At 59.2% G+C, this 22,542-nt stretch carries 21 protein-coding genes; 19 read left to right on the top strand and 2 right to left on the bottom strand.

Features of this window, described 5'->3' with window-relative positions:
• Positions 1 to 660 (top strand): cytochrome b/b6 domain-containing protein, encoded by a 660-nt coding sequence (locus VI215_06055; protein HEY6191877.1) that lies wholly within the window; start codon positions 1 to 3, stop codon positions 658 to 660.
• A 141-nt stretch (positions 661 to 801) separates the two neighbouring features.
• Here VI215_06055 and VI215_06050 read toward each other — a convergent pair whose 3' ends face one another.
• Positions 802 to 3,021: a DUF5916 domain-containing protein gene (locus VI215_06050; protein ID HEY6191876.1), complete on the bottom strand. Its 2,220-nt coding sequence runs from the start codon at positions 3,019 to 3,021 to the stop codon at positions 802 to 804.
• A 91-nt stretch (positions 3,022 to 3,112) separates the two neighbouring features.
• On the bottom strand, positions 3,113 to 3,637 hold the full coding sequence (locus VI215_06045; GenBank protein HEY6191875.1) for a hypothetical protein: 525 nt from the start codon (positions 3,635 to 3,637) through the stop codon (positions 3,113 to 3,115).
• A 349-nt stretch (positions 3,638 to 3,986) separates the two neighbouring features.
• Here VI215_06045 and VI215_06040 point away from each other — a divergent pair, with 349 nt between their 5' ends.
• The 18 genes from VI215_06040 to VI215_05955 all read left to right on the top strand — a co-directional run bounded on the left by VI215_06040 (position 3,987) and on the right by VI215_05955 (position 22,531).
• Positions 3,987 to 5,156: a VIT1/CCC1 transporter family protein gene (locus VI215_06040; GenBank protein HEY6191874.1), complete on the top strand. Its 1,170-nt coding sequence runs from the start codon at positions 3,987 to 3,989 to the stop codon at positions 5,154 to 5,156.
• Positions 5,157 to 5,379: 223 nt separating this feature from the next.
• The gene (moaA, locus tag VI215_06035; GenBank protein ID HEY6191873.1) at positions 5,380 to 6,384 is read left to right on the top strand and encodes a GTP 3',8-cyclase MoaA; all 1,005 of its coding nucleotides are present in this window, start codon (positions 5,380 to 5,382) and stop codon (positions 6,382 to 6,384) included.
• Between the two features lie 70 nt (positions 6,385 to 6,454).
• Positions 6,455 to 7,429 carry a bifunctional molybdenum cofactor biosynthesis protein MoaC/MoaB gene (moaCB, locus tag VI215_06030; GenBank protein ID HEY6191872.1) on the top strand — a complete coding sequence of 325 codons (975 nt, stop codon included), beginning with the start codon at positions 6,455 to 6,457 and terminating at the stop codon, positions 7,427 to 7,429.
• 6 nt (positions 7,430 to 7,435) lie between these two features.
• Entirely contained in the window at positions 7,436 to 8,044 is a 609-nt protein-coding gene (locus tag VI215_06025; GenBank protein ID HEY6191871.1) for a sulfite oxidase-like oxidoreductase, read from the top strand.
• 2 nt (positions 8,045 to 8,046) lie between these two features.
• Entirely contained in the window at positions 8,047 to 8,640 is a 594-nt protein-coding gene (locus tag VI215_06020; protein ID HEY6191870.1) for a T9SS type A sorting domain-containing protein, read from the top strand.
• Positions 8,641 to 8,759: 119 nt separating this feature from the next.
• On the top strand, positions 8,760 to 9,878 hold the full coding sequence (locus VI215_06015) for a DNA recombination protein RmuC (GenBank protein HEY6191869.1): 1,119 nt from the start codon (positions 8,760 to 8,762) through the stop codon (positions 9,876 to 9,878).
• Positions 9,879 to 9,890: 12 nt separating this feature from the next.
• Positions 9,891 to 10,511 (top strand): L-threonylcarbamoyladenylate synthase, encoded by a 621-nt coding sequence (locus VI215_06010; protein ID HEY6191868.1) that lies wholly within the window; start codon positions 9,891 to 9,893, stop codon positions 10,509 to 10,511.
• Between the two features lie 24 nt (positions 10,512 to 10,535).
• Positions 10,536 to 11,279: an adenylate/guanylate cyclase domain-containing protein gene (locus tag VI215_06005; GenBank protein ID HEY6191867.1), complete on the top strand. Its 744-nt coding sequence runs from the start codon at positions 10,536 to 10,538 to the stop codon at positions 11,277 to 11,279.
• Positions 11,276 to 11,734, top strand: a complete 459-nt coding sequence (locus tag VI215_06000) for a hypothetical protein (GenBank protein HEY6191866.1) — start codon at positions 11,276 to 11,278, stop codon at positions 11,732 to 11,734. The genes VI215_06005 and VI215_06000 overlap by 4 nt, the downstream gene beginning before the upstream one ends.
• A gap of 73 nt (positions 11,735 to 11,807) precedes the next feature.
• On the top strand, positions 11,808 to 11,975 hold the full coding sequence (locus VI215_05995; GenBank protein HEY6191865.1) for a hypothetical protein: 168 nt from the start codon (positions 11,808 to 11,810) through the stop codon (positions 11,973 to 11,975).
• A 56-nt stretch (positions 11,976 to 12,031) separates the two neighbouring features.
• Entirely contained in the window at positions 12,032 to 15,382 is a 3,351-nt protein-coding gene (locus VI215_05990; protein ID HEY6191864.1) for a PD-(D/E)XK nuclease family protein, read from the top strand.
• 45 nt (positions 15,383 to 15,427) lie between these two features.
• On the top strand, positions 15,428 to 15,958 hold the full coding sequence (locus VI215_05985; protein ID HEY6191863.1) for a CBS domain-containing protein: 531 nt from the start codon (positions 15,428 to 15,430) through the stop codon (positions 15,956 to 15,958).
• A 3-nt stretch (positions 15,959 to 15,961) separates the two neighbouring features.
• Positions 15,962 to 16,570 (top strand): leucyl/phenylalanyl-tRNA--protein transferase, encoded by a 609-nt coding sequence (aat, locus tag VI215_05980; GenBank protein HEY6191862.1) that lies wholly within the window; start codon positions 15,962 to 15,964, stop codon positions 16,568 to 16,570.
• 244 nt (positions 16,571 to 16,814) lie between these two features.
• Positions 16,815 to 18,119 carry an amidohydrolase family protein gene (locus VI215_05975; GenBank protein HEY6191861.1) on the top strand — a complete coding sequence of 435 codons (1,305 nt, stop codon included), beginning with the start codon at positions 16,815 to 16,817 and terminating at the stop codon, positions 18,117 to 18,119.
• On the top strand, positions 18,116 to 18,598 hold the full coding sequence (locus VI215_05970; GenBank protein ID HEY6191860.1) for a nuclear transport factor 2 family protein: 483 nt from the start codon (positions 18,116 to 18,118) through the stop codon (positions 18,596 to 18,598). Before VI215_05975 ends, VI215_05970 begins: the two co-directional genes overlap by 4 nt.
• A gap of 2 nt (positions 18,599 to 18,600) precedes the next feature.
• Positions 18,601 to 19,491 (top strand): phosphoribosylaminoimidazolesuccinocarboxamide synthase, encoded by an 891-nt coding sequence (locus tag VI215_05965; GenBank protein ID HEY6191859.1) that lies wholly within the window; start codon positions 18,601 to 18,603, stop codon positions 19,489 to 19,491.
• A gap of 158 nt (positions 19,492 to 19,649) precedes the next feature.
• Positions 19,650 to 21,008 carry a pitrilysin family protein gene (locus VI215_05960; GenBank protein ID HEY6191858.1) on the top strand — a complete coding sequence of 453 codons (1,359 nt, stop codon included), beginning with the start codon at positions 19,650 to 19,652 and terminating at the stop codon, positions 21,006 to 21,008.
• Positions 21,005 to 22,531 (top strand): pitrilysin family protein, encoded by a 1,527-nt coding sequence (locus tag VI215_05955; GenBank protein HEY6191857.1) that lies wholly within the window; start codon positions 21,005 to 21,007, stop codon positions 22,529 to 22,531. The genes VI215_05960 and VI215_05955 overlap by 4 nt, the downstream gene beginning before the upstream one ends.
• The last annotated feature ends 11 nt before the right edge of the window (positions 22,532 to 22,542 follow it).

Here is a 22,542-nt window from a genome sequence, read left to right as displayed (position 1 = left end):
ATGAACCGACCGGACCGGGAGTATCAGCATCCCTTCATTATCCGGCTCACCCACTGGCTGAACTTCATCGCACTCGGGATCATGGTCCTGAGCGGATTGCGTATTTACAACGCATCGCCGATCTGGGAATTCCTGAAGATCCCCCCTTCTCTGACGCTCGGAGGATGGCTTGCCGGCGCCCGGCAGTGGCACTTTTTTGCGATGTGGCTCTTTGCGGCAAACGGGATCGTGTGGGTCGCCTACAATATCGCCACCCGACACGGCCGGCAGACGACCCTCTTCTCGAAGAGCGACCTCCCGGGCATCCTCCCGATGATTCAATACTATCTTCGGATCAGAACCGGCCATCCTCCCGCGAAAAAGTACAACGCTCTCCAAAAGGCCGCCTACACGTCTGTCTCCCTCCTCGGTCTCGGCGCGCTCCTGACGGGGATTGCGATCTATTGGCCGGTTCAGTGGAGCGGGTTGACCGCGTTCTTCGGGGGGTACGACACGGCCAGAGTGTGGCATTTCATTTTCATGGCAGCTCTCGTGCTCTTCTTCGGGGGGCACCTGCTGATGGTGGTGATCGCGGGGTGGAGTAATTTCGTCTCCATGATCACCGGGTGGAAGAAGAGCGAAGTTCCGCCCTCACCGCCCGAAGAACCGACTTCCCCCTAAACCTCCCAGTCTGTCATTCTGGCAATCATCTGTAATTGTCCTCCTGAGCACATTCGCTTCGCTCAGTGTAAACTCCGCGAAGGATCTCATGCGTTCGTGGAGGGGGATCCTTCGGTCGCGTTGCTCCCTCAGGATGACAATTTACGCCCTGATCAAATACTGCAGCTTCACGAAATATTGCGTTGCCGTTTCTTGAACTCCAAACGGCTCGCCGAAGTCGAACATTGTGTACGTGGAACCCAGATAGAAGATTGTGTACGGGCTGAGTTTGTAGCTCACGAGCGGATAAATGTCGATTCCCCGGCTGAATTCATTATACTGCCCGATCACGCGCAAGAACAGCTCCTTCGAGAATTGAAAGATGCCCGTTGATCTTGCAATGTAGCCGTCGTAGAACAGGGCGTCCGTGGCAACACTCGAAAGCCTGGCGCGGGAATAGGAGAGATCGACTTCGAGTTGCGAGGTCGGTTTTACCTGCGCCGACAAATAGATGTTGTGCCCCGTCCCCATTTCGGGCGTATCGGATCGCCTGATAAATTTTCCAAACGAGCCGTCGAACGAAAGAGTCAGGAAACTCGAAGGGCGCGAGAAGATTGAAATCTCCCCCCTGTGGATTCCGTCGAACTGCACTCCTCTGAACAATTCGTCGTTGACCAGGAAATACGTCAGATTTACGGAGGTCTGGGCTTTCAGCTGAACGTACAGGTTGGGAAGCGCCCACGTTTCCTTTCGTATGTCGTCGTAGTTGAAATGGAGGCCGTTGTTCATCGAGATCGACCACTGGTCGACCACCGCTCCCGTGGGATGAAATGAGAGCGATTGGTTCAGGAACAACATACGGGTATCGTTACTGGGCACGAACCCGTCCTGAGCCTGAAAGGCGGGCGATCGATCGAGATACTGGATTCCAAAGCTATAGACATTCGCGTTGCGCTGAAAGTTCAGGTTGGTGGCGATTCCGCTGAACTGCTCGCCGTTAAATGTCGCATTATGTCCGGTGCTGCCGAAGGTCCTCGCGTCGGAGAAGACCGCAGAGTCGTTCACTTCTTTTGTGTCCGAGAAGAAGAGCTCTCCACTCAAGTAATAGTTGTCCCAGAATTTGTAATTTCCGTCAATCCCTCCGACGATATTGTGCGAAGTCGAGGTGCTGCGGGTTGTCAGCATTCCTCCGGCAAACGCCTCTTTCCCGAAATCATACCGCGCGCGCGCCACATTCGAGAACGATTCGATATTCGTCGCGACGTAATCGCTCGTTTCCTCGCCCGGGATGATGTAGGGGGTGTTTCTGTCGGATGCCGCCAGGTAGGCGTAAGAGAGCGATCCCGCCTTGCCGATCACACGCGCCGCGCCGATTGGATTGTTAATCGTTCGGGAGTAATAGGTCTGTGTACGGTTTTGGAACATGTCGGCGCCGAGGAGAAAAAAAGGACGCTTCTCGGAATAGAACAGGGCGAAGTTGGAATTCACGCTGATCTGGGCCGCATCCGATTCGACCTGGCTGAAATCCGGGTTGATGGTCCCCTCGATCGCAAAGTCAGGGGCGGGTGCGTACCGCATTCCGCCACCGACCCGGCCCATCAACTTCCCGTTTTGAAACGTCGAATTCGGAACGGAGTTGTCCTCAACGGATCCTTCCTGATGACCGACGACATACGGAAGAAAATCGAGGGCGGCCGACGGTTGCACATCTCTGACCCCTTCGATCACGCCTCCCTGGCAGGGGAGGCAGGGATTATCCCGGTCGAGACGGGCCCAGGACATTTGCACCCTGCTCGCCCGCGGGTAGTTCCTGATGAATTCCACCACCCATCGTTGCTCGGGTGTCGAGGGAAAACGAATACTCTTGATGGGAATCGCCATCTCCGCGGTCCATCCCGACGAGTCGATCGCGCCGGCCGACGCCCAGAGCGCGTCGAAACTTGCGTCCTCGTTGTTTGCCGCCAGAAGGAGGTCGCCCTGGATCCCGTACGGGTTGACCACGATCTCGTATGATCTCTGATAGTCTCCGTAGGTGTCGAGCATCACCATCACCCAGTCGTCGTCGAAGCATTTATCCCGGTCCGTGATGTGAGCGCGGATCTCGGAGGGCCGCGAGTCCCGGCAGTCAAAACCGAAATAAACGAAACGTGAATTATAGATCATCTTCACGAAGGTTTGCTGGGGAGCGGGTGTATTGTCCCCCGGAGTCACCTCATATTTGATCTCGACAGGTTGGGCGAGGCTCCAGCCCGGGTCGTCCAGTCTGCCCGAGAGCCGGATATCAGAGTCTATTCTCCTCGCCTCGATGTTCAGCCTGACGGAATCGGGAGGGCTGCCCGAAAGGGCGAATCCATGGACAAGGAGGAGGAGAAGGCATGACACGGGTAACTTCGGTGAGAGCATGAATCGCCGGAGCGTGGTGGTAAAAAGAGACGGATTACCATTCTCCTACGTCACGGATCCCCCTAAAGTTTCATTTGCCGGCCGCCCGGTTTACGGCCTGATACCGGGCGATGAGTTGATCGAGCTGGATCCCCGCCTGTTCCCGTACGGAAGCGGCAAGTTTGGTTGCACCCACCACTCCCATCACTGACGTCGACCCGGTGGTGCCGAGGGTTGCGCGCGAAGGCTCGCGGGAAAGCTGGACTTTTTGGATGACACTCAGCTCTATAGTATAGGTATATTGGGAGGTTCCGAATTTCAGTGTGTTGACTTCCAGATAGAGCTCTGCGCCCCCGGCCGAATCGACCCAGCCCGCCTCGGGAATCACCCTGATTCCCGCCGTCTTCAGCTTCAACTCGGCGTCAGCCCGCAGCCGGCCCGCGTTCAAACCGCCGCTCTCCGTCCCCGGACTCAGCTCTCCTATCGACACCGCCAGGCCCGTCACACCGAGCAGGGAATTGGTGCTGATCGCCTCCGTAATCTGCGCGGAAGCGGAGATGCGGCTGAAATGAATGAGCGCAACAAGCGCAAGAGTGTTCAACAATGTGCGTCGCATGAGTCCTCCTGGAAATTCACCAAGAGTACGAAATTCGGCCCATGGAAACAAATGCGGGCAGCGCCCTATTTTGTCATCCTGAGCGAAGCGAAGGATCTCGTAGATCGGAAAGACGAGATCCTTCGGTCGCTACGCTCCCTCAGGATGACATGTTTTCTCGTTCCCATGCTCCGCGTGGGAACGAGTAAAGAGTTGAAAGATGCTGACCAGGAGCATGTCAGCATGACGAGGTGGAGAGACGTTCAGCCAAATTGAGACACCGCCGGAATTTGCAAATCGTCTGATTAACTTTTATCATTCGGCAACAGGTCCGCCTGTCCTTTCCCCAAACCGCCGATGGTGAACGGCTATGAACGATCGACCTCCCGTCACGAACGCCGAAATCGTACAAGCCCTCCGGAAAAACTGGCGGGCAGAGAAAGAAAGCGCGCAACTCTACCGGGAGCTTGCCGGTTCCGAGAAAGACACAAAGAGGAAAGCAGTTCTCCTGCGTCTGGCGGAAGCGGAGGAACGGCATGCAGCCCGCTGGGAAAAGAGGCTCTCGGACGTGGGAGAACGCCCGCCGACGATAAGCGGCAACCTGAAGAGCCGGTTGAGCCGCTGGATCAACAGGCATGTCGGAAGCGACGTGGCGATCAGACGCCTGGAGGCGGCGGAGGAGAGAGACAAAGCCCGGTATGAGACTCAGCAGGAACGGGCGCTCTCCGGCGACGCCGAAGCTCCGTCGATCTTGCAGGAACTCGCTCTTGAGGAGAAGGCGCACTCAAGGGTGCTGCAAAACCTGCTGCCGGACCTGGGGCCCAAGACTGCGCTCGACCTGATGCTGAGGCGGGAACGCTGGCATGTGCGCGGCGGATCGTGGATCGCCGATGCCATCTACGGAGTCAACGACGGGCTCGGCGCCGTGTTCGGGATTGTCTCCGGCGTCGCTGGGGCGACGAATAACCAGCAGCATATCGTGCTGATCTCGGGGTTGGCGGGCATGATCGCGTCCGCCCTTTCGATGGGGGCAGGGGCCTACCTTGCAGTCAAGAGCGAACGCGAGGTCCACGAGGCGGAGATTTCCCGGGAGCGGCGCGAAGTGGAGGATGATCCCGAGGAGGAGACGGAGGAGATGGCGCTCTTCTACCAGCTTCAGGGCTTTGAGCCGGAAGAGGCGAGGCGCATGGCCGAGAGGCTCGCGCAGGATCCGGAGCAGATGGTGAAGGCCATGGCACAAAGCGAGCTCGGGCTATCAGAAATGACGTTCCGTAATCCGTGGAAATCGAGCGCGTCCGCCGCCATCTCGACCGCGGTGGGTGCGTTCATACCGATTATCCCGTTTTTTTTCCTCGGCGGGTTTCCGGCAGTCGTGGCGGCATTCGCGATCAGCATCGTCGCCCATTTCGCCGTAGGCGCGGCCAAGTCGATTCTGACGACGCGAAACTGGCTCGCATCGGGGATGGAAATGACGTTCGTCGGGATCCTCGAAGCGGGTGTGACGTACGGGCTTGGCTCGATCTTCGGGGCTTTGGCCTGATAGCGAAAGGTAATGTCTCCGTATCCCCGTTCCGCCGCGCTGCGGCGAAACGAGCGCGACCTGAAGGTCGCGCCTACCGATGCATCGGGCCTGGTAGCCGCAGCCTTTAGGCTGCGTTTGTTCGGCTCGGCACTTGAAATTCATGCGCTAATGCGGGGTAGATCCCATTGACAAATACCCCTCCTTGTTCGTACATTATTATGTCCACACCCCGTGGATGCGCATGACCCAATCAGCCTCTCACATACTACAGGACACCTTCGGCCGCACGGTGAACAACCTGCGCATTTCGGTCACCGACCGGTGCAATTTCCGCTGCAAGTACTGCATGCCGGAGGAGGGGATGGTCTGGCTTGACCGGCGGGAGCTCCTGACATTTGAGGAAATCTCCCGGCTCGTCCGTATTTTTTCCGGACTGGGGGTCAAAAAAATCCGGTTGACGGGCGGGGAGCCGCTCATGCGGCGCGAACTGCACCTGCTTGTCGAAAAAATTGCCAGGATCCCCGGGATCGAAGACCTGGCGCTTACCACGAACGGCTTTTTCCTTGCGGAACAGGCGCTCGCGCTCTGCAAGGCGGGTCTCGGCCGGATCACCGTCAGCCTCGACTCCCTTCAGCCCGGAAGGTTCTCCGCCATGGTGCGCCGCGACTATTTTCAGAAAGTCTGGGATTCGCTCGAGGTGGTCGAGAAGCTTCCGCTGCGCCCGATCAAGATCAACGTCGTGATTATCCGCGGAATGAACGACGACGAAATCGAAAATTTTGCGCTACTTTCCAGAACGCGCCCGTTCCATGTCCGCTTCATCGAGTTCATGCCGATCGGGGCGGACGACGGCTGGTCGATCGAAAAAGTCGTCCCCTCGAAGGAGATCGTCGAGCGGATCAATTCCGGGAAGCATAAGCTTGTCCCCGTCGAATACCACGGTGCGCAGCCTGCCGACCGCTACCGGTTCGAGGACGGGGCGGGGGAGATCGGTTTTATCAGCTCCGTCTCGGAACCGTTCTGCGCTTCCTGCAACCGTGTCCGTCTCACCTCGGACGGAAAACTCCGCACATGCCTCTTCTCGCTCCACGAGACCGATCTGAAAACCATGATGCGGAACGGCTCAGGTGATGACGAGCTGCGCGACACCATTATCGGCGCGGTCCGGTTGAAGGAGGAGGGGCATCTCATCAACCGCCCCGGCTTCGTCAGACCCGAAAGGACGATGAGCCAGATCGGCGGCTGACCGATTTTCTGCCACTCCCGCAACGTCCCCCCCGTTTGATTTTGGCTCCGCCCGGTTGTACTTTAGAGCAGTGGTCGCGGCAGGCGCCCCGATCGCACCCGGGATCCAACTTCCACTTACATCGAGCCAATCCCCCTCCATGCGAGACGTCTCTTCCAAATCGAGCACATTGCGAAGCGCCAAAGCTTCCGCGGTGTTGAATGTGGACAAATCGACCATCGAAGCGATCCGTTCAGGCAATGTCCCGAAGGCGGATCCCCTCGGGGTCGCGCGGGTGGCGGGCATCCAGGCCGCAAAAGGTACGAGCGTGCTGATCCCTTATTGCCACCAGGTGCCGCTCGATCATGTGGAGGTGACAGTGGATCTCGAAAACTCCCGGATCGTCGTCAACACGGAGGTGAAGGCGATCTGGAAAACCGGCGTGGAAATGGAGGCCCTCGTCGCCGCATCGGTCACGGCGCTGACCCTCTACGACATGCTGAAGGCGATCGACGAAGGAATGGAAATCCAATCGATCCGGCTCCTCGAAAAGAAGGGGGGCAAGTCCGCCCTGAAAGGCACAGGGGAGGGGTTGACCGCCGCCGTGCTGGTGATGAGCGATTCGGTGAGCAAGGGGGAAAAGGAAGACGCTTCCGGAAAGCTGCTTGCCGAGAAATTGCGGGGCTTCAAGTTTCAGGTTCCGGTCTATAAAGTACTCCCGGACGACCGGGCGGGAATCGAAATGGAATTGAAAGAACTCGCAGACAAAAAGCAGATCGATCTGGTGCTGATGACCGGCGGAACCGGGGCCGGGCCGCGAGACGTCACGCCGGAGGCGACGCTTGCTGTGATTGAACGCCGCCTCGACGGCGTCGAAGAATCGTTGCGGAGCTACGGGTCGGACCGGTTGCCGACCGCGATGCTCACACGCGGTGTCGCCGGTATCCGGGGGAAGACATTGATCATCAACCTCCCCGGATCGAAGCGAGGGGCGGAAGACGGGATCAATGCGCTCTTCCCGGGCATCCTCCACACCTTCAAGATGATGAGGGGGGAGGGACACTAGGGCGGTATGGCGCTCTTCGATCCGAAAAAGCGCTTCGTCCCGGGCATCAACTCGTTCGGGAAGCCGAAGACGCCGCCCGGCCAGGTGGCGACCGCGAAGTTTCCGGTCCTCACCTACGGCGATACGCCCGAGATCGATACGAACTCGTGGCGGTTCAGGGTCTGGGGCGAAGTCGAGAAGCCTCTCCTCTGGACATGGCAGGATTTCATGAACTTCCCGCAGACGACCATACGTGCGGATTTTCATTGCGTGACCCGCTGGAGCAGGTTCGACGACGATTGGACGGGGGTGCTGTTCAGGGACCTTGTGAAGCATGTGGGGATGAAACCCGCGGCGAAATTCGTGATGCAGCACGCCTACGGCGATTACACCACCAACAACTCGCTCGACATTATGTTGAACGAAGACGTCATCTTCGCACACACGTTCAACGGCCAGCCCCTTCCCGCGGCTCACGGCGGGCCCATGCGGGTCTTTACGCCGCGCCGGTATGCGTGGAAAGGCGCCAAGTGGGTCAACGGCCTGGAATTTCTCGTCGAAGACCGGCCGGGATTCTGGGAGTTGAACGGTTATAACACTCCTGCCGATCCCTGGAAGGAAGAACGATTCGGATAGCTTTGACGATCGCGATCCTCTTCCTTCTTGCCCGGGAGCATTCACCGGCGTCGGAAACGTTGCGGGGATACGTCCGCGCCACGCCCTTTCCCACCTGCACCAACCGGTGCGACCTGCTCCAGCTCGAGCCCGACTCCGGATACTCGGAGGTGTTTCTCACCCGCGACCTCAACTCGACGGTCAATCTCACGAACTACCTCGACATGCACGTGCAGGTGACCGGGTTTCGGGCGGGCTGCGGCGGATGCCAGGACCTGTTCGTCTCGGTCATCGTCGTCCTGGGAACGAATGGAGTCGATGACGAACTGTTCCTCCCGGGCTCGTCCCTCCTCCGCCAGAATTATCCAAACCCGTTCAATCCCGAAACCATCATCGAGTACTCTCTCGCGGCAAGCGCGCATGTCAGGCTTGCCGTCTTCGACCTTCTCGGGCGGGAGATCTCGACTCTCGTCGCGGCCGAACAGGGGGCGGGAGTCCACCGAATCGTATGGCACGGTTCCGGACAGCCCACGGGAATCTACCTCTACCGGCTGAGCACATCCGGGCCCGGGCAGAGTGCTCTGATTCAATCAAAATCGATGATCCTCCTGCGCTGAGCGCGCCCACCCCCCTTGTGCTTTTGGTATTTTTTTGTTAGGTTACCCTCGATGATCAGGCGGATCCAAGGGCAGTCGATAACGAATCCTGCTATTTCCGGTTAGTTTGAGGATCAGCCATGGAACCAACAATTGTCGCGCTCTCCCTCCTTGCCGGCCTTCTCCTCGTCCTTCTTCTCAGACGCCAACGATCCCCCGTCAATCCGGACGAATCTTCTCTGATGCTCGGGTTACAACAGCACGTCGAATCGCTCCGAGCTGACGTGCGCACCAGCCTGCAGCATATCACCGAGAACGTGAACAGGCAGCTTGCCGCCGTGACCGAGCAGATGCAGTCGCAGACGAGCAGCGTGGGATCGAGGCTCGACAACGCGGCCAGGCTCATGGGCGACGTCGAGCGAAATCTGGGCGAGCTGGGCAAGGCGACCCTAGAAATAAAAGAGCTCGGACAGAGCGTGTCGAAACTTGACGAGCTGTTGCGCGCGCCGAAACTTCGCGGCGGGCTGGGCGAGTATCTCCTCGAAGACCTTCTGAAGCAGGTCCTTCCCGCCGGGCACTTCGAAATGCAGCACCGGTTCCGGGACGGGCAGATCGTCGATGCGGTGATCAGGACGTCCGACCGGCTGGTGCCTGTCGACTCGAAGTTCCCGCTGGAGAATTTCCGCAAGGCCGCCTCCGCTTCCGACGAAGCGGAGAAGAGAAGCTCTCAAAAGGCGTTCACCGGAGACCTGAAAAGACATATCGATGCGATCGCGGCGAAGTATATTCTTCCCGACGAGGGGACCTTCCCGTTCGCCCTCATGTACATCCCGTCCGAGAATATCTACTATGAGCTCATCATTAAGGACGACGGGTCGAACGGCGCGGGAATTTACGACTATGCCCTTGAGAAGCGGGTCATACCCGTTTCCCCGAACAGTTTCTACGCCTACCTCCAGGTGATCGCGCTCGGCCTCCGGGGTCTCTCCATCGAACAAAGCGCCCGGGAAATTCTCTCCGCCCTCGGACGATTGCAGGGAGACGTCGGCCGCGTTCGCGAGGTGTTCGACACGCTCGGGTCCCACCTGGAAAATGCCCGCCGGAAATACGCGGAGGCTGATAAGCGCCTCGCCGCCTTCGAAGGAAGACTCGAAACCATCACCGACGACACTGTGCCCGCGCGAGGAGCTCAAGGCCTGCCGGGAACGGTACAGGGGGAAGTGCCGGTCCTGGAAGTTGAAGAACCCATCATTCGCTGAAAGGGGAAAGCGATGTATCTAAAAGTTCATCCGGAGAATCCGCAAGGGAGACACATCGACCGCGCCGTGAGCGTTCTGCGGGACGGGGGAGTGATCATTTATCCGACCGACACCGTCTACGGGATCGGGTGCAGCATTTATAATACGCGCGCGATCGAAAGGATTTACGAGATCAAACGGCAGGACCGCGCCAAACCGTTCAGCTTTATTTGCAGCGACTTGAGTCACATCAGCGAATATGCCAGGGTTTCCAACCCGGCTTTCCGGCTGATGAAACAACTGGTTCCGGGGCCTTACACATTCATTCTCCCCGCGACCAGTCTGAAGCAATTGCCCAAGAGCCTGATTTCGAAACGGAAAACGGTCGGCATCCGTGTGCCGAAAAACAACATTTCCGTCAGCCTGGTTCGCGGCCTGGACCATCCGCTTCTGAGCGCGAGCATTGCCAACGACCTGGGCGAGATCGTGAGCGACCCCGAGCTCATCAAGCGCCAGTATGAATCGGCCGTCGACCTGATCATCGACGGAGGGAACAGCATGGCGGAGCTCTCCACGATACTCGATCTGACAGAAGAACGGCCCGTCGTCGTGAGGGAAGGTGCCGGGGATGTGAGCATGCTGATTGCGGCATAACGGAGAAACCTTCGACAAGGAGCCATGTATCTAAAGAACAAGGGCATGTACCTGAATACAAATAGCTTATCGCTGACGGAACGACGCTCGATCATCCACGGGGAGAAACTCGAGGTGGTGGTGGTGTACGCCGACCTGCGCGGGTTCGCGCAATGGTCGCTGACTTCGACGGCCGCGGACATTACGCGGATTATCGAGGTGGTCTACGACCGCGTCATCCAGCTCGCCTTCTTTTACAAGCACACGTTTCACAAGTTTCTTGGCGACGGATTCGTGCTGATCTGGGAGGTGAAAGACCACGGGTCCAGGGCCGAGGCGTTGCACTGGGCGATGGCCGCCGCGTTTGAAATCCACAAGCGGTACTGGTATATCGCGCAGCAGCTCCGGTTCCCCGCTCCCTCGGGTTTTGGCATCGGGATTTCCTGCGGGGAAGTGGTCCGGATCGATCCCGAAACGTTCATTCCCGAATTGAACGAACCGGACTTCGTCGGATACCCGATGAACAGCGGAGCGCGGCTGCAGAAGCTTGCCGGACCCTACGGGACGGTGATCGACAGCGCCGCGGCGGAGATCGCCCTCAATCACCCCGAGCGTGTGTTGCGCGCGAACAACTCCATTCTCTCTCTCCAGATGCTCAGGCCGCACAACAAGGCGGTCGCGGTGGCGAGCAAGTTTTCCGGTTTGAACGAAAGCGACGTCTTCGGCTTCCGGTATGTCGTCTGGCCCTACGTAAAGAACGCGCTCTGGCGCGTGGACGGAAGAGCATGACCGGAGCGGCGCCGGTCACCTCGGGTTTCATGCGGGGCGGAATGGGCGTTCTGTCGCGCCATCTCGGTCTCGGCATCGCCGGGGCGGCCGCAACGTTCACCATCGGGATGTTCGGAGGGAGATTCTGGTGGGGCCAGCTCCCCGGGTTTCTTCCGGTGGCGATCGCCCTGGCGTTATCCGGCTGGGCGTGTCACCGGGTCTGGACCGCGAGCCTCCTCCCGCTCCTTCACGACGCGGCCGGGTGGAAGGCCGGATTGTCGCGCATTCCTTTCTGGTTCATGGCCGGCGGCATGGGGACGGTGGCAGGGCTCCTGATCGCGAAAGAGTACGGCATGCTCGACTTCCCGGACGTACCGGTCAAGCCGTTTTTTACCTCCGGCGCCGGCGCATATACCGCGGTTCAACTCGTCGCGACACTCGTCGCAGGGGCTTTCATGAAAAGAAAATTCCGATGATCGCCTCCGGGCCGGACAACGGATCAATTCCGCGCAAAGGCGCATAAGTACGACAAAGGTCGAGCAACATAAGATGATCGAGATGCTCAACGACTACGTGCACAAGATGAGCCGGTTCGATCTCGACGAGTTCGAGATGATGCGCAAACGGGACCGTGACGACGAGGACCTCGACGGGATCACCCGCCATCGTCTCACGGAACTCTATTCCCTGTACGTTCCGGAGCGTCTCCGCCGGTAATTCGTGTACTCACGGCTTCCTGTGAGCCGTGATTTCAGACCGCAACTCCCGACGCCATGCCTGTCATTCTCAAGAAGAATCATCCCGGAGCCGTAAGCGATATCCAGGCTGAGATCCGGAAACGCCTCGCGCGCGGTGCGGGCGCATCGTTTATCCATGTCGTTCCGACAAAACGCAAGCTCCGGGACGCCCAGCGCGAGTTGCTGAGAGAGGTCCCCGGCGGCGCCGCGCTCTCATTTCACCTCTTTACGCTGGAAACACTGGCGGCGCAGCTTTTCTCGCTCATCTGTTCGCCGCGCCGGATCATCTCGGGCCCCGCCCAATCGGTTCTTGTCAACGAGGCCGTCCATTCCCTCAGAAATTCGCTCCGGTACTTCCGCATCCCCGCCTCGAACCGGCTCCCGAAGGGCACGCTCCAGAAGCTGGTCGAGGTGATCAACACCTTCAAGGAGAAGGGAATCTACCTCCCGGTCCTCCATGCGGAGGTCGCCGCCTCGGAGCCGGGCGAAGCGCTGAAGCTGCGGGACATTCTCTCGATTTATGAGGCGTACGAGACGAGCCTGGGGGGGAAGTTTGTCGACCCCGCAGGGATGCTCAAGAGCGTGAACGCCGAATGGGACCCCGCGGTCAGCCCGGCAAAAGTCCGGACTCATTTCACGGGCGTCGATACGATCATCGTTTCGGGCTTCGACGAATTTTCCGATCCGGAACTGACGATGCTCTACAACCTCTCCGAGCCGGCAGGGACCGGGATGCTGGTCTCGTTCGACTACCATCTCTCCAACGAGGAGATCTTCGGGCATCTCAGGGAAAACTACCAAAAGTTCCTTCAGATGGGGTTTGAGAAAGTCGCGCTCCCCCGCGCCAGGCGTTCCACCTTCGAAGATCACATCAGGCACCATCTCTTCCGGCGCGCCCCCGAACGTTCTCGTGAAAGCCCCCCGGCCCCGAAGGGGAGCGCCGCGGGCGCTCCGCCCCGGTTCGACTGCCGCGGGAAGGTCTCGTTGATGTACGCGCGCGACCGGGAGCAGGAGGTCGAGACGATCGCGAAACTGATCAAGTGCCTCGCCCGGGAAAAGCCCGGGCGCGACCTCAGCAGGATCTGCGTGGCGACCTACCAACCCCAGCTTTATGCGAAGCTGTTCCGCGAAGCCTTCGAGCGGTTCGGAATCCCGGCGAACGTCACGGACCGATACGCGCTCGATCAATCCCCCTTTGTCGTCGCTCTCCTTTCCCTGTTGGATGTCCATGAACGCAATTTCCGGTTGAGGGACATCATGCGGGCGTTGTCGAGCCCGTATCTTGTCGTCGCTTCGGGCGACGCGCAGATCGACGCGGGGAATCTCTACGAGGTCGGCACGCGCCTGAAGATCCCGGCAGGGCGCACCTCCTGGGACCGCCGGATTCAACAACGGCTGGTGGAGATCCGGGAGGAGCTCTCCGCCTCGGGGGACGACGGTGAGGAGGCGAAGCTGCGGCATGAAGAGAGCCTCCTCCGGAGGGCGCTCAAGGATATCGAAAGCCTCTCGGCGCTCCTGAAGCGCTTCGGCACGCGCATGAACGCCGGGCAATTCAGGGACCGCCTCCTGTCGCTCTTGAAGGAACTGCGGGTCGTCGAATGCATCCTGAAGCTTTCGCCCGAAATCGCCGGGACCGACCAGATCGAAAAGGACGCGAGGGCGTATGAAAAGTTCGTCTCGTTTCTGGATGAGTTTCTGGAAATCCTTTCCCTCGAGCGGGGCGTTTCCGCGGTCGAGCCGCTCTCGTACTTTATCGACCGGCTGAGAAGCGCGGTTTCGGACGTCCGGTACAATGTCCGGCAACGCTACGGCAAGGGGGTCGTCGTGACCTCGTTTGACGAGACCCGAGGACTGAAGTTCGAAGTCATGATCATGGCCGGACTCGCCGACGGCGAATTTCCGCCGGCCTACCAGCCGGAGATCTTCTTCAGCACCGCAAGGCGGTTGAGGGATGAACGGTACCACCTGACGGAGCACCGGTATCTGTTTTACCAGGCTCTCACGAATTACGAGGAGCGTCTCTATCTCACGGTCCCGAGGTATGACGGCGAAACGCAGATCGTCCCCTCTTCGTTCGTCGACGCCCTGCTGAACGTGGCCGAGCTCGACGATCTCCGGAAGGAACTTCCGCGCGAATTCTCGGAGAGAATCTACAGCGAATTCGACCTGCTCTCCCATCTCGGGGGGGTGTACGGGAGGGACGCCGCGACGGGGATCGGGCCGGCGGAACTTGTGCCGGAGAGATGGGCGGGGTTGAGAACGGGGCTGGTCGAATGCCTCGGGCATATGCGCCATGCGATGAGCGTCGAGCGGAGCCGCACGCTCCTTGCGGCGTTGCCCGAGTACAACGGACGGATCCTCGCGCACGTCGGGCCGGAACACCGGGCCGCGCTCGAACAATTGCGGGCCGGCCTTTACTCCGTCACGCAATTGGAGTCGTTCGGAAAATGCCCCTTCCAGTATTTCGCCGACAGGGTACTGCGGCTCAACGTCATCCCCGATATCGAAGAGGGTGTTTCCCCTCTGGAGCGGGGCGGTATCCTGCATGAGATTCTGTTCGAGTTTTATCTGGACCGGCGGAACAGGTCCCTTCCGCCGCTCTTTTCATGCACCGAGCCGGAATTTCAGCAGTCGACGGCGGATCTGCTCGCGATCGCGGGCCGCCGTTTGACGGAGCTCGACGCGGTCGCGGACCCCTTCTGGGAACTCGACAAGGAGGCGATCCTCGGTTCCGGGAACCGCAAGGGGATGTTGAAAGAGTTGCTCGAGATGGAGCGCGATTCGACGGTCGAAGTCAAGCCCGCGTACTTCGAAGCGGTGTTCGGGTCGCGCACGGCCGCGGGAGATGCCGTCGATCCGTCGTTTCAACTTGAAGAGCCCGTCACAGCAGGCCTCGTGCGGCTGCGCGGAAGAATAGACCGCATCGATATCGGCGAAAAGAGTTTCAGAATCATCGATTATAAGACCGGCGCGAGGCTGCCCGACCGCCGCGATATCGATCTCGGCATCAGTCTCCAGCTTCCCGTCTATCTCCGGGTCGTGGAACAACTCCTCGCGGCGAAGGAGACAGGAGAGAGGACCGGGGCCGCGGGCCTCTACTACTGGCTCCGGGATCCGGTGAAGCAAAAACTCGCCATCGGAAGCGCGGAGCATCTCGAGGAAGTGTTTATCGCGACAAAGCAGAAACAGTTAGTCGGGACGGATGAAGACCTGAGGAACATCATCGACCAAGCGATCCGCTTCGTGAACGACTACGTCGATCGCATCTCGAAGGGCGAGTTCCCCGTCGAACCGAAAACGCCGGAGCGAGTTTGCCCCTCCTGCTCCTTCGGCAGCGTCTGCCGGATCAGGGCGATCAGACTGCGGGAGACGGCGCCGTCGGGGTGAGATCCGCTCTTAACGATGGCATGTTACTTTTGATACGGAGGAAATATGGAAGATGAGGTTCTGGACGAGGAACTGTCGATGATGTACGAGGAACCCGGGAAGGCTAAAGTCCTGGATTCAAGCACATTCCTGAGGCCGCTGAAGCAGCTGAAGTTAAGAAAACCGGTCTTGATCGACGTGTCGCAGACGGTTAAGGAAGCGCTGACGCTCATGCAGGTGAAGCAGGTCGGGTGCGTGCTCGTGACGCGGGGTGTGAGCCTTGCGGGAATCATTACCGAGAGGGATCTCGTCTCAAAAGGGCTCGCGCGGGGGGTCGGTCTCGGCGCCGTCAAGGTTCAGGAGTTCATGACCCCGGACCCGGTGACGCTCCAGCCGGAAGACAGCGTGGCGTTTGTCCTGAACGCGATGCATGTCGGCGGTTACCGGCATGTCCCCATCGTGGACGAGCGCAACCGGCCTCTGGCGGTCGTCTCCGTGAAGGACATTATCGGATTTATCGTCGAAAACTTTCCCGAGGAGATCCTGAACCTTCCTCCAAAACCGATCCGCAAGACCGAACAGCTGGACGGGGGATGAGCGTTGACCAGGGCGACTCATACCCGCGGCCGGGCGATCATCGAACCGGAGTTTCTGCTTGCCGGGTACAGCGCAGGTTACTTTCCGATGGCGGAATCCCGCAACGGCGAGGTGCGCTGGTATTCGCCCGCCTTGCGTGGAATCATTCCGCTCGACGAGTTTAAGGTCTCCCGCAGTCTCAGCCAGACTCTCCGCAAGGAGACCTTCGGGGTGAAATTTAACACCTCGTTCGAAGCGGTGATGCGCGCCTGCGCCGGGAGGGAGGATACCTGGATTTCCGAAGAGATCGTGCAGAGCTACCTGCGGCTTCACCTGCTCGGCTACGCGCATTCGGTCGAAGCGTGGAAGGAGGGCGTTCTCGCCGGGGGATTATACGGAGTCGCGCTCGGAGCGGCATTCTTCGGGGAGTCGATGTTCAGCCGCGAGCGGGATGCCTCGAAGGTCGCCCTTGTCCATCTCGTCGAGCGGTTGCGGAAGCGGAAATTCGAACTTCTCGACACGCAGTTCGTCACTCCACATCTCGCCCGCTTCGGGACGATCGAAATTCCGCGGAGCGACTACCTTGTCCGTCTCCGGAATGCGATCGGGAAAAAGCGCTCCTTCGCGGGTTGACAAGAGACGCGGGAGTGCCTATATTAGCGGCTGGAATTTGTTTGTCACCCTGAGTATTTGTTCGTCATCCTGAGTCCCGCCTGCGCGGGATAAACTCCGCGAAGGATCCCGTCGTTTCGGCGCAGAGCGCCGAGGTATGCGTTCCCACGCAGACCGTGGGAACGAGAAGAACAGACAGATTCTTCGTCGCTTCGCGACTCAGAATGACAACGAAGGTGTATCATCCACCGTATGAGAGGTTCCCATGAAGATCACATGTGCCGCCGTTATCGGCTTCTTATTCCTGAGCGCAGCCGGTTTGCGCGCTCAGACACCCGCCCCGGCCTTCGTCGCCGTAAAATGCGGGCGGCTGATCGACGGGAAGAGTGACAAGGTGCGGGAGGGCGTCACGATTCTCATCGAGGGGAACACCATCAGGAACATCGGCGGCGAGATACCCCCGGGGACAGAGGTGATCGACCTCAGCTCGGCGACGGTCCTCCCGGGAATGATCGATTGTCATACGCATGTCCTCCTTCAGGGCGATATCACGAGCGCGGATTACGACAACCAGCTCCTGAAGGAGTCGATTCCCTACCGGACGATCCGCGGAGCCGTCGCGGCGCAGGCCGCCCTGCGTCATGGATTCACCACGATCCGTGACGTTGAAACCGAAGGGGCGATGTACGCCGACGTGGATATCAAAAAGGCGATCAACAACGGCATCATCGACGGCCCGAGGATGTTCGTCTCCACCCGTGCGCTCGACGTCACCGGAGCCTATCCTCTCCTCGGCTATTCCTGGGAGCTCCGCATGCCGAAGGGGGTCCAGGTGGTGGACGGGCCCGACGAATGCCGGAAAGCGGTCCGCGAGGAGGTTGAATATGGCGCGGATTGGATCAAGGTCTATGCCGATAGGAGCTATTACTTCACCCCCGAAGGGGATCTACACAGCATCCTCACCTTCACGTACGACGAGCTGAAGACGATCTGCGATGAGGCGCATAAACTCCATCGAAAAGTCGCCGCGCATGCGGTCGGTATCGACGGGATCGAAAACGCCCTGAGGGCGGGCGTCACGTCGATCGAACATGGCGACGGGTTCAACGACGAGTTGATCGCGCTCGCGAAGCAAAAAGGGGCCTGGTGGTGTCCGACGCTCTTCGTGACGGAGTACGTCGCGGAAGGGAGAGCCGCGGAGGGGCGTCCCATCTATAAGCAGATGATCCAGCATCAGCGGGAAGCGTTCGGAAAAGGGGTGAAAGCGGGCGTGAAGATCGCCATGGGCACCGATGCGGGAGGGTTCGCGTGGGACATCAACCAGGCGGTCGAGTTTAAACGGATGGTCGATGCGGGCATGACTCCCATGCAGGCGATCAAAGCCGCGACATCGGCCGCGGCCGATCTCCTGGAAATGAACGGGAAGCTCGGGGAGATTTCCCCCGGCGCGCTCGCGGACCTTGTCGCCGTTCAGGGAGATCCTCTCCAGGACATCACACTTCTCGAGCAGGTGAGGTTCGTCATGAAAGATGGCAAGGTGTTCCTCAACGATCTGAAGGTGGGGAAGTGAGACATTCCGGGATCCTCCTTTTGTGTTACGTGAGTTTTTTTCTCGCTTCGAATGTCCGCGCGCAGGACACATCCGCCGCGGGCGCGGCGGGCGCCATCCGCGCCCTGCTGGACCTCCAGTCGAGGGCGTGGAACAGCGGCGACATCGACGGGTATATGAAAGGCTACTGGGAGTCGGACAGCCTCCTTTTCACGAGCGGCGGAAATATCGAACGGGGCTGGCGCGCGGCGAGGAACAAGTACAAGCGCAGTTACAGCACGCGGGCGCTGATGGGAACCCTGACGTTCTCGGAGATCGAAGTCCACCTGTTGTCCGGCGAATCCGCGTGGGTCTTCGGCCACTGGATGCTTGAGCGGGAAGCCGGCCGCCCCCACGGGGTGTTCACGCTGGTCCTTCGGAAGTTTCCGGAGGGGTGGCGGATCGTGCATGACCATACCTCCGCCGAACTTCCGAAGCCCACATCGAAAGGAAAGAAATAGGAATGAACCGCGCGGTCTACGAAACGAATTTTCCGGCTCTCAAACTCCTGAGGCGCGGCAAAGTGAGGGACATCTACGACCTCGGTGAACACCTCCTCATTGTCGCGAGCGACCGTCTCTCCGCCTTCGATGTGATCCTCCCCCAGCCGATCCCCTCGAAGGGGAAAGTGCTGACACAGATATCCAATTACTGGTTCGCGGCCATGCACGATATGATGCCGAACCATCTCGTGCTCACAGACGTCGCGCAATTTCCCCCCGAGTGCGGTGAATACGCGGAAGAGCTCTCCGGCAGATCGGTCGTGGTCAAGAAGGCGAAGCCCCTTGCGGTCGAGTGCATCGTTCGCGGGTACCTCTCGGGATCGGGTTGGAACGAGTACCGCAAATCGGGCACCGTCTGCGGAATCCGGCTTCCGGCGGGGCTCGTGGAATCGTCCAGGTTGCCGGAAGCGATCTTCACCCCCTCGACGAAGGCCGAGGTGGGGCACGACGAGAATATCACGTTCGAAGAGGCCGCATCGATTGTCGGGCGGGAGATCGCGGAAAAGGTCCGCGATGCCTCGCTCAGGTTGTACAGGCGCGCCTGCGAGATCGCCGAGCCGAAGGGGATCATCATCGCGGACACGAAGATGGAGTTCGGATTGATCGACGGCACCCTGATTCTGATCGACGAGCTCCTCACCCCCGACTCCTCCAGGTTCTGGCCGAAAAGCTCCTACCGTCCAGGCATGGCCCAGCAGAGTTTCGACAAGCAGTTCGTCCGCGACTATCTTCTCTCGGTCCACTTCGACAAGCGTCCCCCCGCGCCGATGATCCCGGAAGAGGTCATCCGGAAGACGTCGGAATTGTACAACGAGGCTCTTTTCCTTCTGACGGGGAAAAAGCTGCAATAGGGAACCGAAGGGCCTTCCTTCCCGCGTGGCATCTGACCGCATATTTTCGTATCTTCGGCAATCACAGCGTCGACCTCAGGCAGCACAACAGGTCAGAACCGCTCGCTTTCACCCAAAATCCACTATTCACGCTTCATCGAAAGTCCATGGAGGACATTATGTTCACCCGTACGTTGTGGTTCCTCGTGCTTTTCCTCGTCCCGGCTCTGGCGGCCATTGCGCGGGACTCGAAGGATACCAAAATCTTTCCGTACCAGATCAATCAGGTGACGCTCGACAACGGCCTGAAGATCGTCTCGATTCCGTTCGACAGTCCGGGCATCGTCGCCTACTATACGGTGGTTCGCACCGGATCCCGGAACGAAACCGAGCCGGGGAAATCCGGCTTCGCCCATTTCTTCGAACACATGATGTTCCGCGGAACCGAGAAGTATTCGAAGGACAAGTTTACCGCCGTCCTGAAGGAGATCGGCGCGGATAACAACGCCAACACTTCCGACGACCGGACGCTCTATCACACCGTCGCGAGCTCGGCCTCTCTGGAAACGATCATGGACCTGGAGTCCGACCGCTTCATGAACCTCAAGTACACCGAGGAAGATTTCAAGACCGAGGCGGGCGCAATCCTCGGAGAATACAACAAGAACTCATCGAGCCCCTTCCAGGCGATCGACGAAAAAATCAGGGAAGCCGCCTTTGAGGCGCATACGTACAAGCACACCACGATGGGATTCCTGAAGGACATCCAGGACATGCCGAACCAGTACCAGTACAGCCTCACGTTCTTCGACCGGTGGTACCGGCCCGAGAATTGCGTGGTGGTCGTGGTCGGCGACTTCCAGCAGGACAAGCTGATCGAGCTGGCGAAGAAATACTACTCAGCCTGGAAGCATGGGACGTACAAGCTCGAGGTTCCGGTCGAACCTCCGCAGACGGCCGAGAAAGTCATCAACATGCCCTGGAAGTCGAAGACCCTGCCGATCGTGGCGCTGGCCTATCACGGGCCCGCGTTCAGCGACGAAGTCATCGACGCGCCGGCAATGGACGTTCTCTCGCAGGTGGTCTTCTCTGAAACGTCCGAGTTGTACCGCAAGCTCGTCGTGGAAGAACAGCTTGCCGAATTTGTCAGCGGAGGCATGGACGCGAACCGGGACCCCGGCCTCTTTTCTGTTTTCACCCGGATCAAGGATCCAAAGAACATCCCGACCGTCAAGGCCGCGATCCTGAAGGCAATCGAGGATGCCAAGACGAAACCCGTCTCCGCCGATCGGCTCGCTTCGATCAAGTCGCACATCAAGTATGAATTTGCGATGGGCCTGGACAACGCCGACCATGTCGCAAACGAGATCAGCCAGTACATCTGGCTCACCAACAACCCGGAGTCGGTCAACAAGGTCTACGCCCTCTATGATACGGTGACCCCGGAAGATATCATGACGGTGGCGAAGAAGTATTTCACCGATCCCAATCGCACGGTGCTGGTGATGACCCAGCAGGCGCAGGAGGTAAAACAATGAAACCGGCACGAATCTTTCTCACGCTGATGCTCGCTACGATGGCAATCACGACTATCCTCACGTCCACTCTCTTTGGCCGGGATGAAGCAGGTTTGAAATTCACGCAGCTTCAGAGCCCGAACTCTCCGATCATCACGTTCCGTATCATTCTGCGCGCCGGTTCGGCGAACGATCCGAAAGGGAAGGAAGGGCTCAACGCTCTCACCTCCTCTCTGATCAGCGACGGCGGCACGACGGAACTGACGTACGCGCAGGTGGTGGACAAACTTTACCCGTGGGCCGCCGGCATCCGTGTGCAGCGGGACCGCGAGATCACCACCTTCATCGGCAATGTCCACCGGGACCACCTCGACGGGTTCTACAAGCTGTTTTCGGGTCTCCTCCTTCACCCGCGGTTCGACCCCGCCGATTTCCAGCGGGTCAAGGACCTTGCGCTGAACTATCTGCAGAACTCTCTGCGCGCGACCAACGACGAGGGCCTCGGCAAAGAGGCGCTCAATGCAATGATGTTCGAGAATCACCCATACGGCAACCCCGAGGCGGGAACCGTTCAGGGGGTCACGTCGATAACGCTCGATGACATCAAGAACTATTACGCGAAGAGCTACACGCAGGCGAACCTCTGGGTCGGCCTCGCGGGGGGATATCCGAACTCGCTCGTCGAACAGATTCGGAAAGATTTCTCCAGCCTCCCGGCGGGAACACCGGCCGAGGTAGCCCTGACGAAGCCGGAGGAGATCAAGGGGATGGAGGTGCTCGTCGTCGAGAAGCCGACCCGCGCCTACGCCGTCTCGATGGGATATCCCATAAACGTCACGCGGAAGGACAGGGACTTTTACGCCCTCCTCGTCGCCAATTCCTATTTCGGAGAACACCGCACGTTTAACGGCGTCCTGATGAACCGGTTGCGCGGCGACCGCGGGCTGAATTACGGCGACTATTCCTATGTCGAGCGCTTCGTGGGCGGTCTCGGAAGCCCGTTTCCCGATTTGAACACCCCGCTGCGGCAGCAATATTTCAGCATCTGGCTCCGTCCGGTGCAGCCGGAGAACACCCACTTCGCGATCCGGGACGCGCTGTTCGAGCTCAAGAATTTCGTCGAGAAGGGGATTTCAAAGGAGAACTTCGAACAGACCCGGAAGTTCGTGGTCAACTACTCGAAGCTCTGGTCCTCGACGATGAGCCGTCGGCTCGGATATCTGATGGACTCCGAATTCTACGGCTCCGATTATTATATCGACCGGATCGAGCGCGAGCTGGGCACACTCACCGTCGAAGAGGTGAACGCGGCGATCAAGAAATACCTGAATCCCGATAACATCAAGATCGCCGTCGTCGTCGACGAAGGAAAGGGCCAGGAGTTTTACTCCGCCCTGGCGAACAACACTCCCTCTCCGATCAAGTACGCCTCACCCGTATCGCAGAATATCCTCGATCAGGACAAATTGATCGAAGTGTTTCCGCTTTCGGTGAATAAGGCGAAGTCGAAAGTGGTCAGCGCGAAGGACCTGTTCGAGCGGTAAGCCGGGACGCG

Source organism: Bacteroidota bacterium, assembly GCA_036522515.1.
Taxonomy (GTDB): Bacteria; Bacteroidota; Ignavibacteria; order UBA10030; family SZUA-254; genus VBOC01.
Note: the sequence above shows the minus strand (reverse complement) of the source record. Positions and strands in the feature narration are given on the sequence as shown.

What these genes read in the sequence shown, in the direction of transcription:
- VI215_06025 (HEY6191871.1), top strand. Translation starts at nt 7,436, where the DNA reads ATGGCGCTCTTCGATCCGAAAAAGCGCTTCGTCCCGGGCATCAACTCG.
- VI215_05955 (HEY6191857.1), top strand. Translation starts at nt 21,005, where the DNA reads ATGAAACCGGCACGAATCTTTCTCACGCTGATGCTCGCTACGATGGCA.
- VI215_05995 (HEY6191865.1), top strand. Translation starts at nt 11,808, where the DNA reads ATGATCGAGATGCTCAACGACTACGTGCACAAGATGAGCCGGTTCGAT.
- VI215_05990 (HEY6191864.1), top strand. Translation starts at nt 12,032, where the DNA reads ATGCCTGTCATTCTCAAGAAGAATCATCCCGGAGCCGTAAGCGATATC.
- VI215_06040 (HEY6191874.1), top strand. Translation starts at nt 3,987, where the DNA reads ATGAACGATCGACCTCCCGTCACGAACGCCGAAATCGTACAAGCCCTC.
- VI215_06015 (HEY6191869.1), top strand. Translation starts at nt 8,760, where the DNA reads ATGGAACCAACAATTGTCGCGCTCTCCCTCCTTGCCGGCCTTCTCCTC.
- moaA (HEY6191873.1), top strand. Translation starts at nt 5,380, where the DNA reads ATGACCCAATCAGCCTCTCACATACTACAGGACACCTTCGGCCGCACG.
- VI215_05965 (HEY6191859.1), top strand. Translation starts at nt 18,601, where the DNA reads ATGAACCGCGCGGTCTACGAAACGAATTTTCCGGCTCTCAAACTCCTG.
- VI215_06010 (HEY6191868.1), top strand. Translation starts at nt 9,891, where the DNA reads ATGTATCTAAAAGTTCATCCGGAGAATCCGCAAGGGAGACACATCGAC.
- VI215_06055 (HEY6191877.1), top strand. Translation starts at nt 1, where the DNA reads ATGAACCGACCGGACCGGGAGTATCAGCATCCCTTCATTATCCGGCTC.
- VI215_05985 (HEY6191863.1), top strand. Translation starts at nt 15,428, where the DNA reads ATGGAAGATGAGGTTCTGGACGAGGAACTGTCGATGATGTACGAGGAA.
- VI215_05960 (HEY6191858.1), top strand. Translation starts at nt 19,650, where the DNA reads ATGTTCACCCGTACGTTGTGGTTCCTCGTGCTTTTCCTCGTCCCGGCT.
- VI215_06005 (HEY6191867.1), top strand. Translation starts at nt 10,536, where the DNA reads ATGTATCTAAAGAACAAGGGCATGTACCTGAATACAAATAGCTTATCG.
- VI215_05975 (HEY6191861.1), top strand. Translation starts at nt 16,815, where the DNA reads ATGAAGATCACATGTGCCGCCGTTATCGGCTTCTTATTCCTGAGCGCA.
- VI215_06000 (HEY6191866.1), top strand. Translation starts at nt 11,276, where the DNA reads ATGACCGGAGCGGCGCCGGTCACCTCGGGTTTCATGCGGGGCGGAATG.
- VI215_06045 (HEY6191875.1), bottom strand. Translation starts at nt 3,637, where the DNA reads ATGCGACGCACATTGTTGAACACTCTTGCGCTTGTTGCGCTCATTCAT.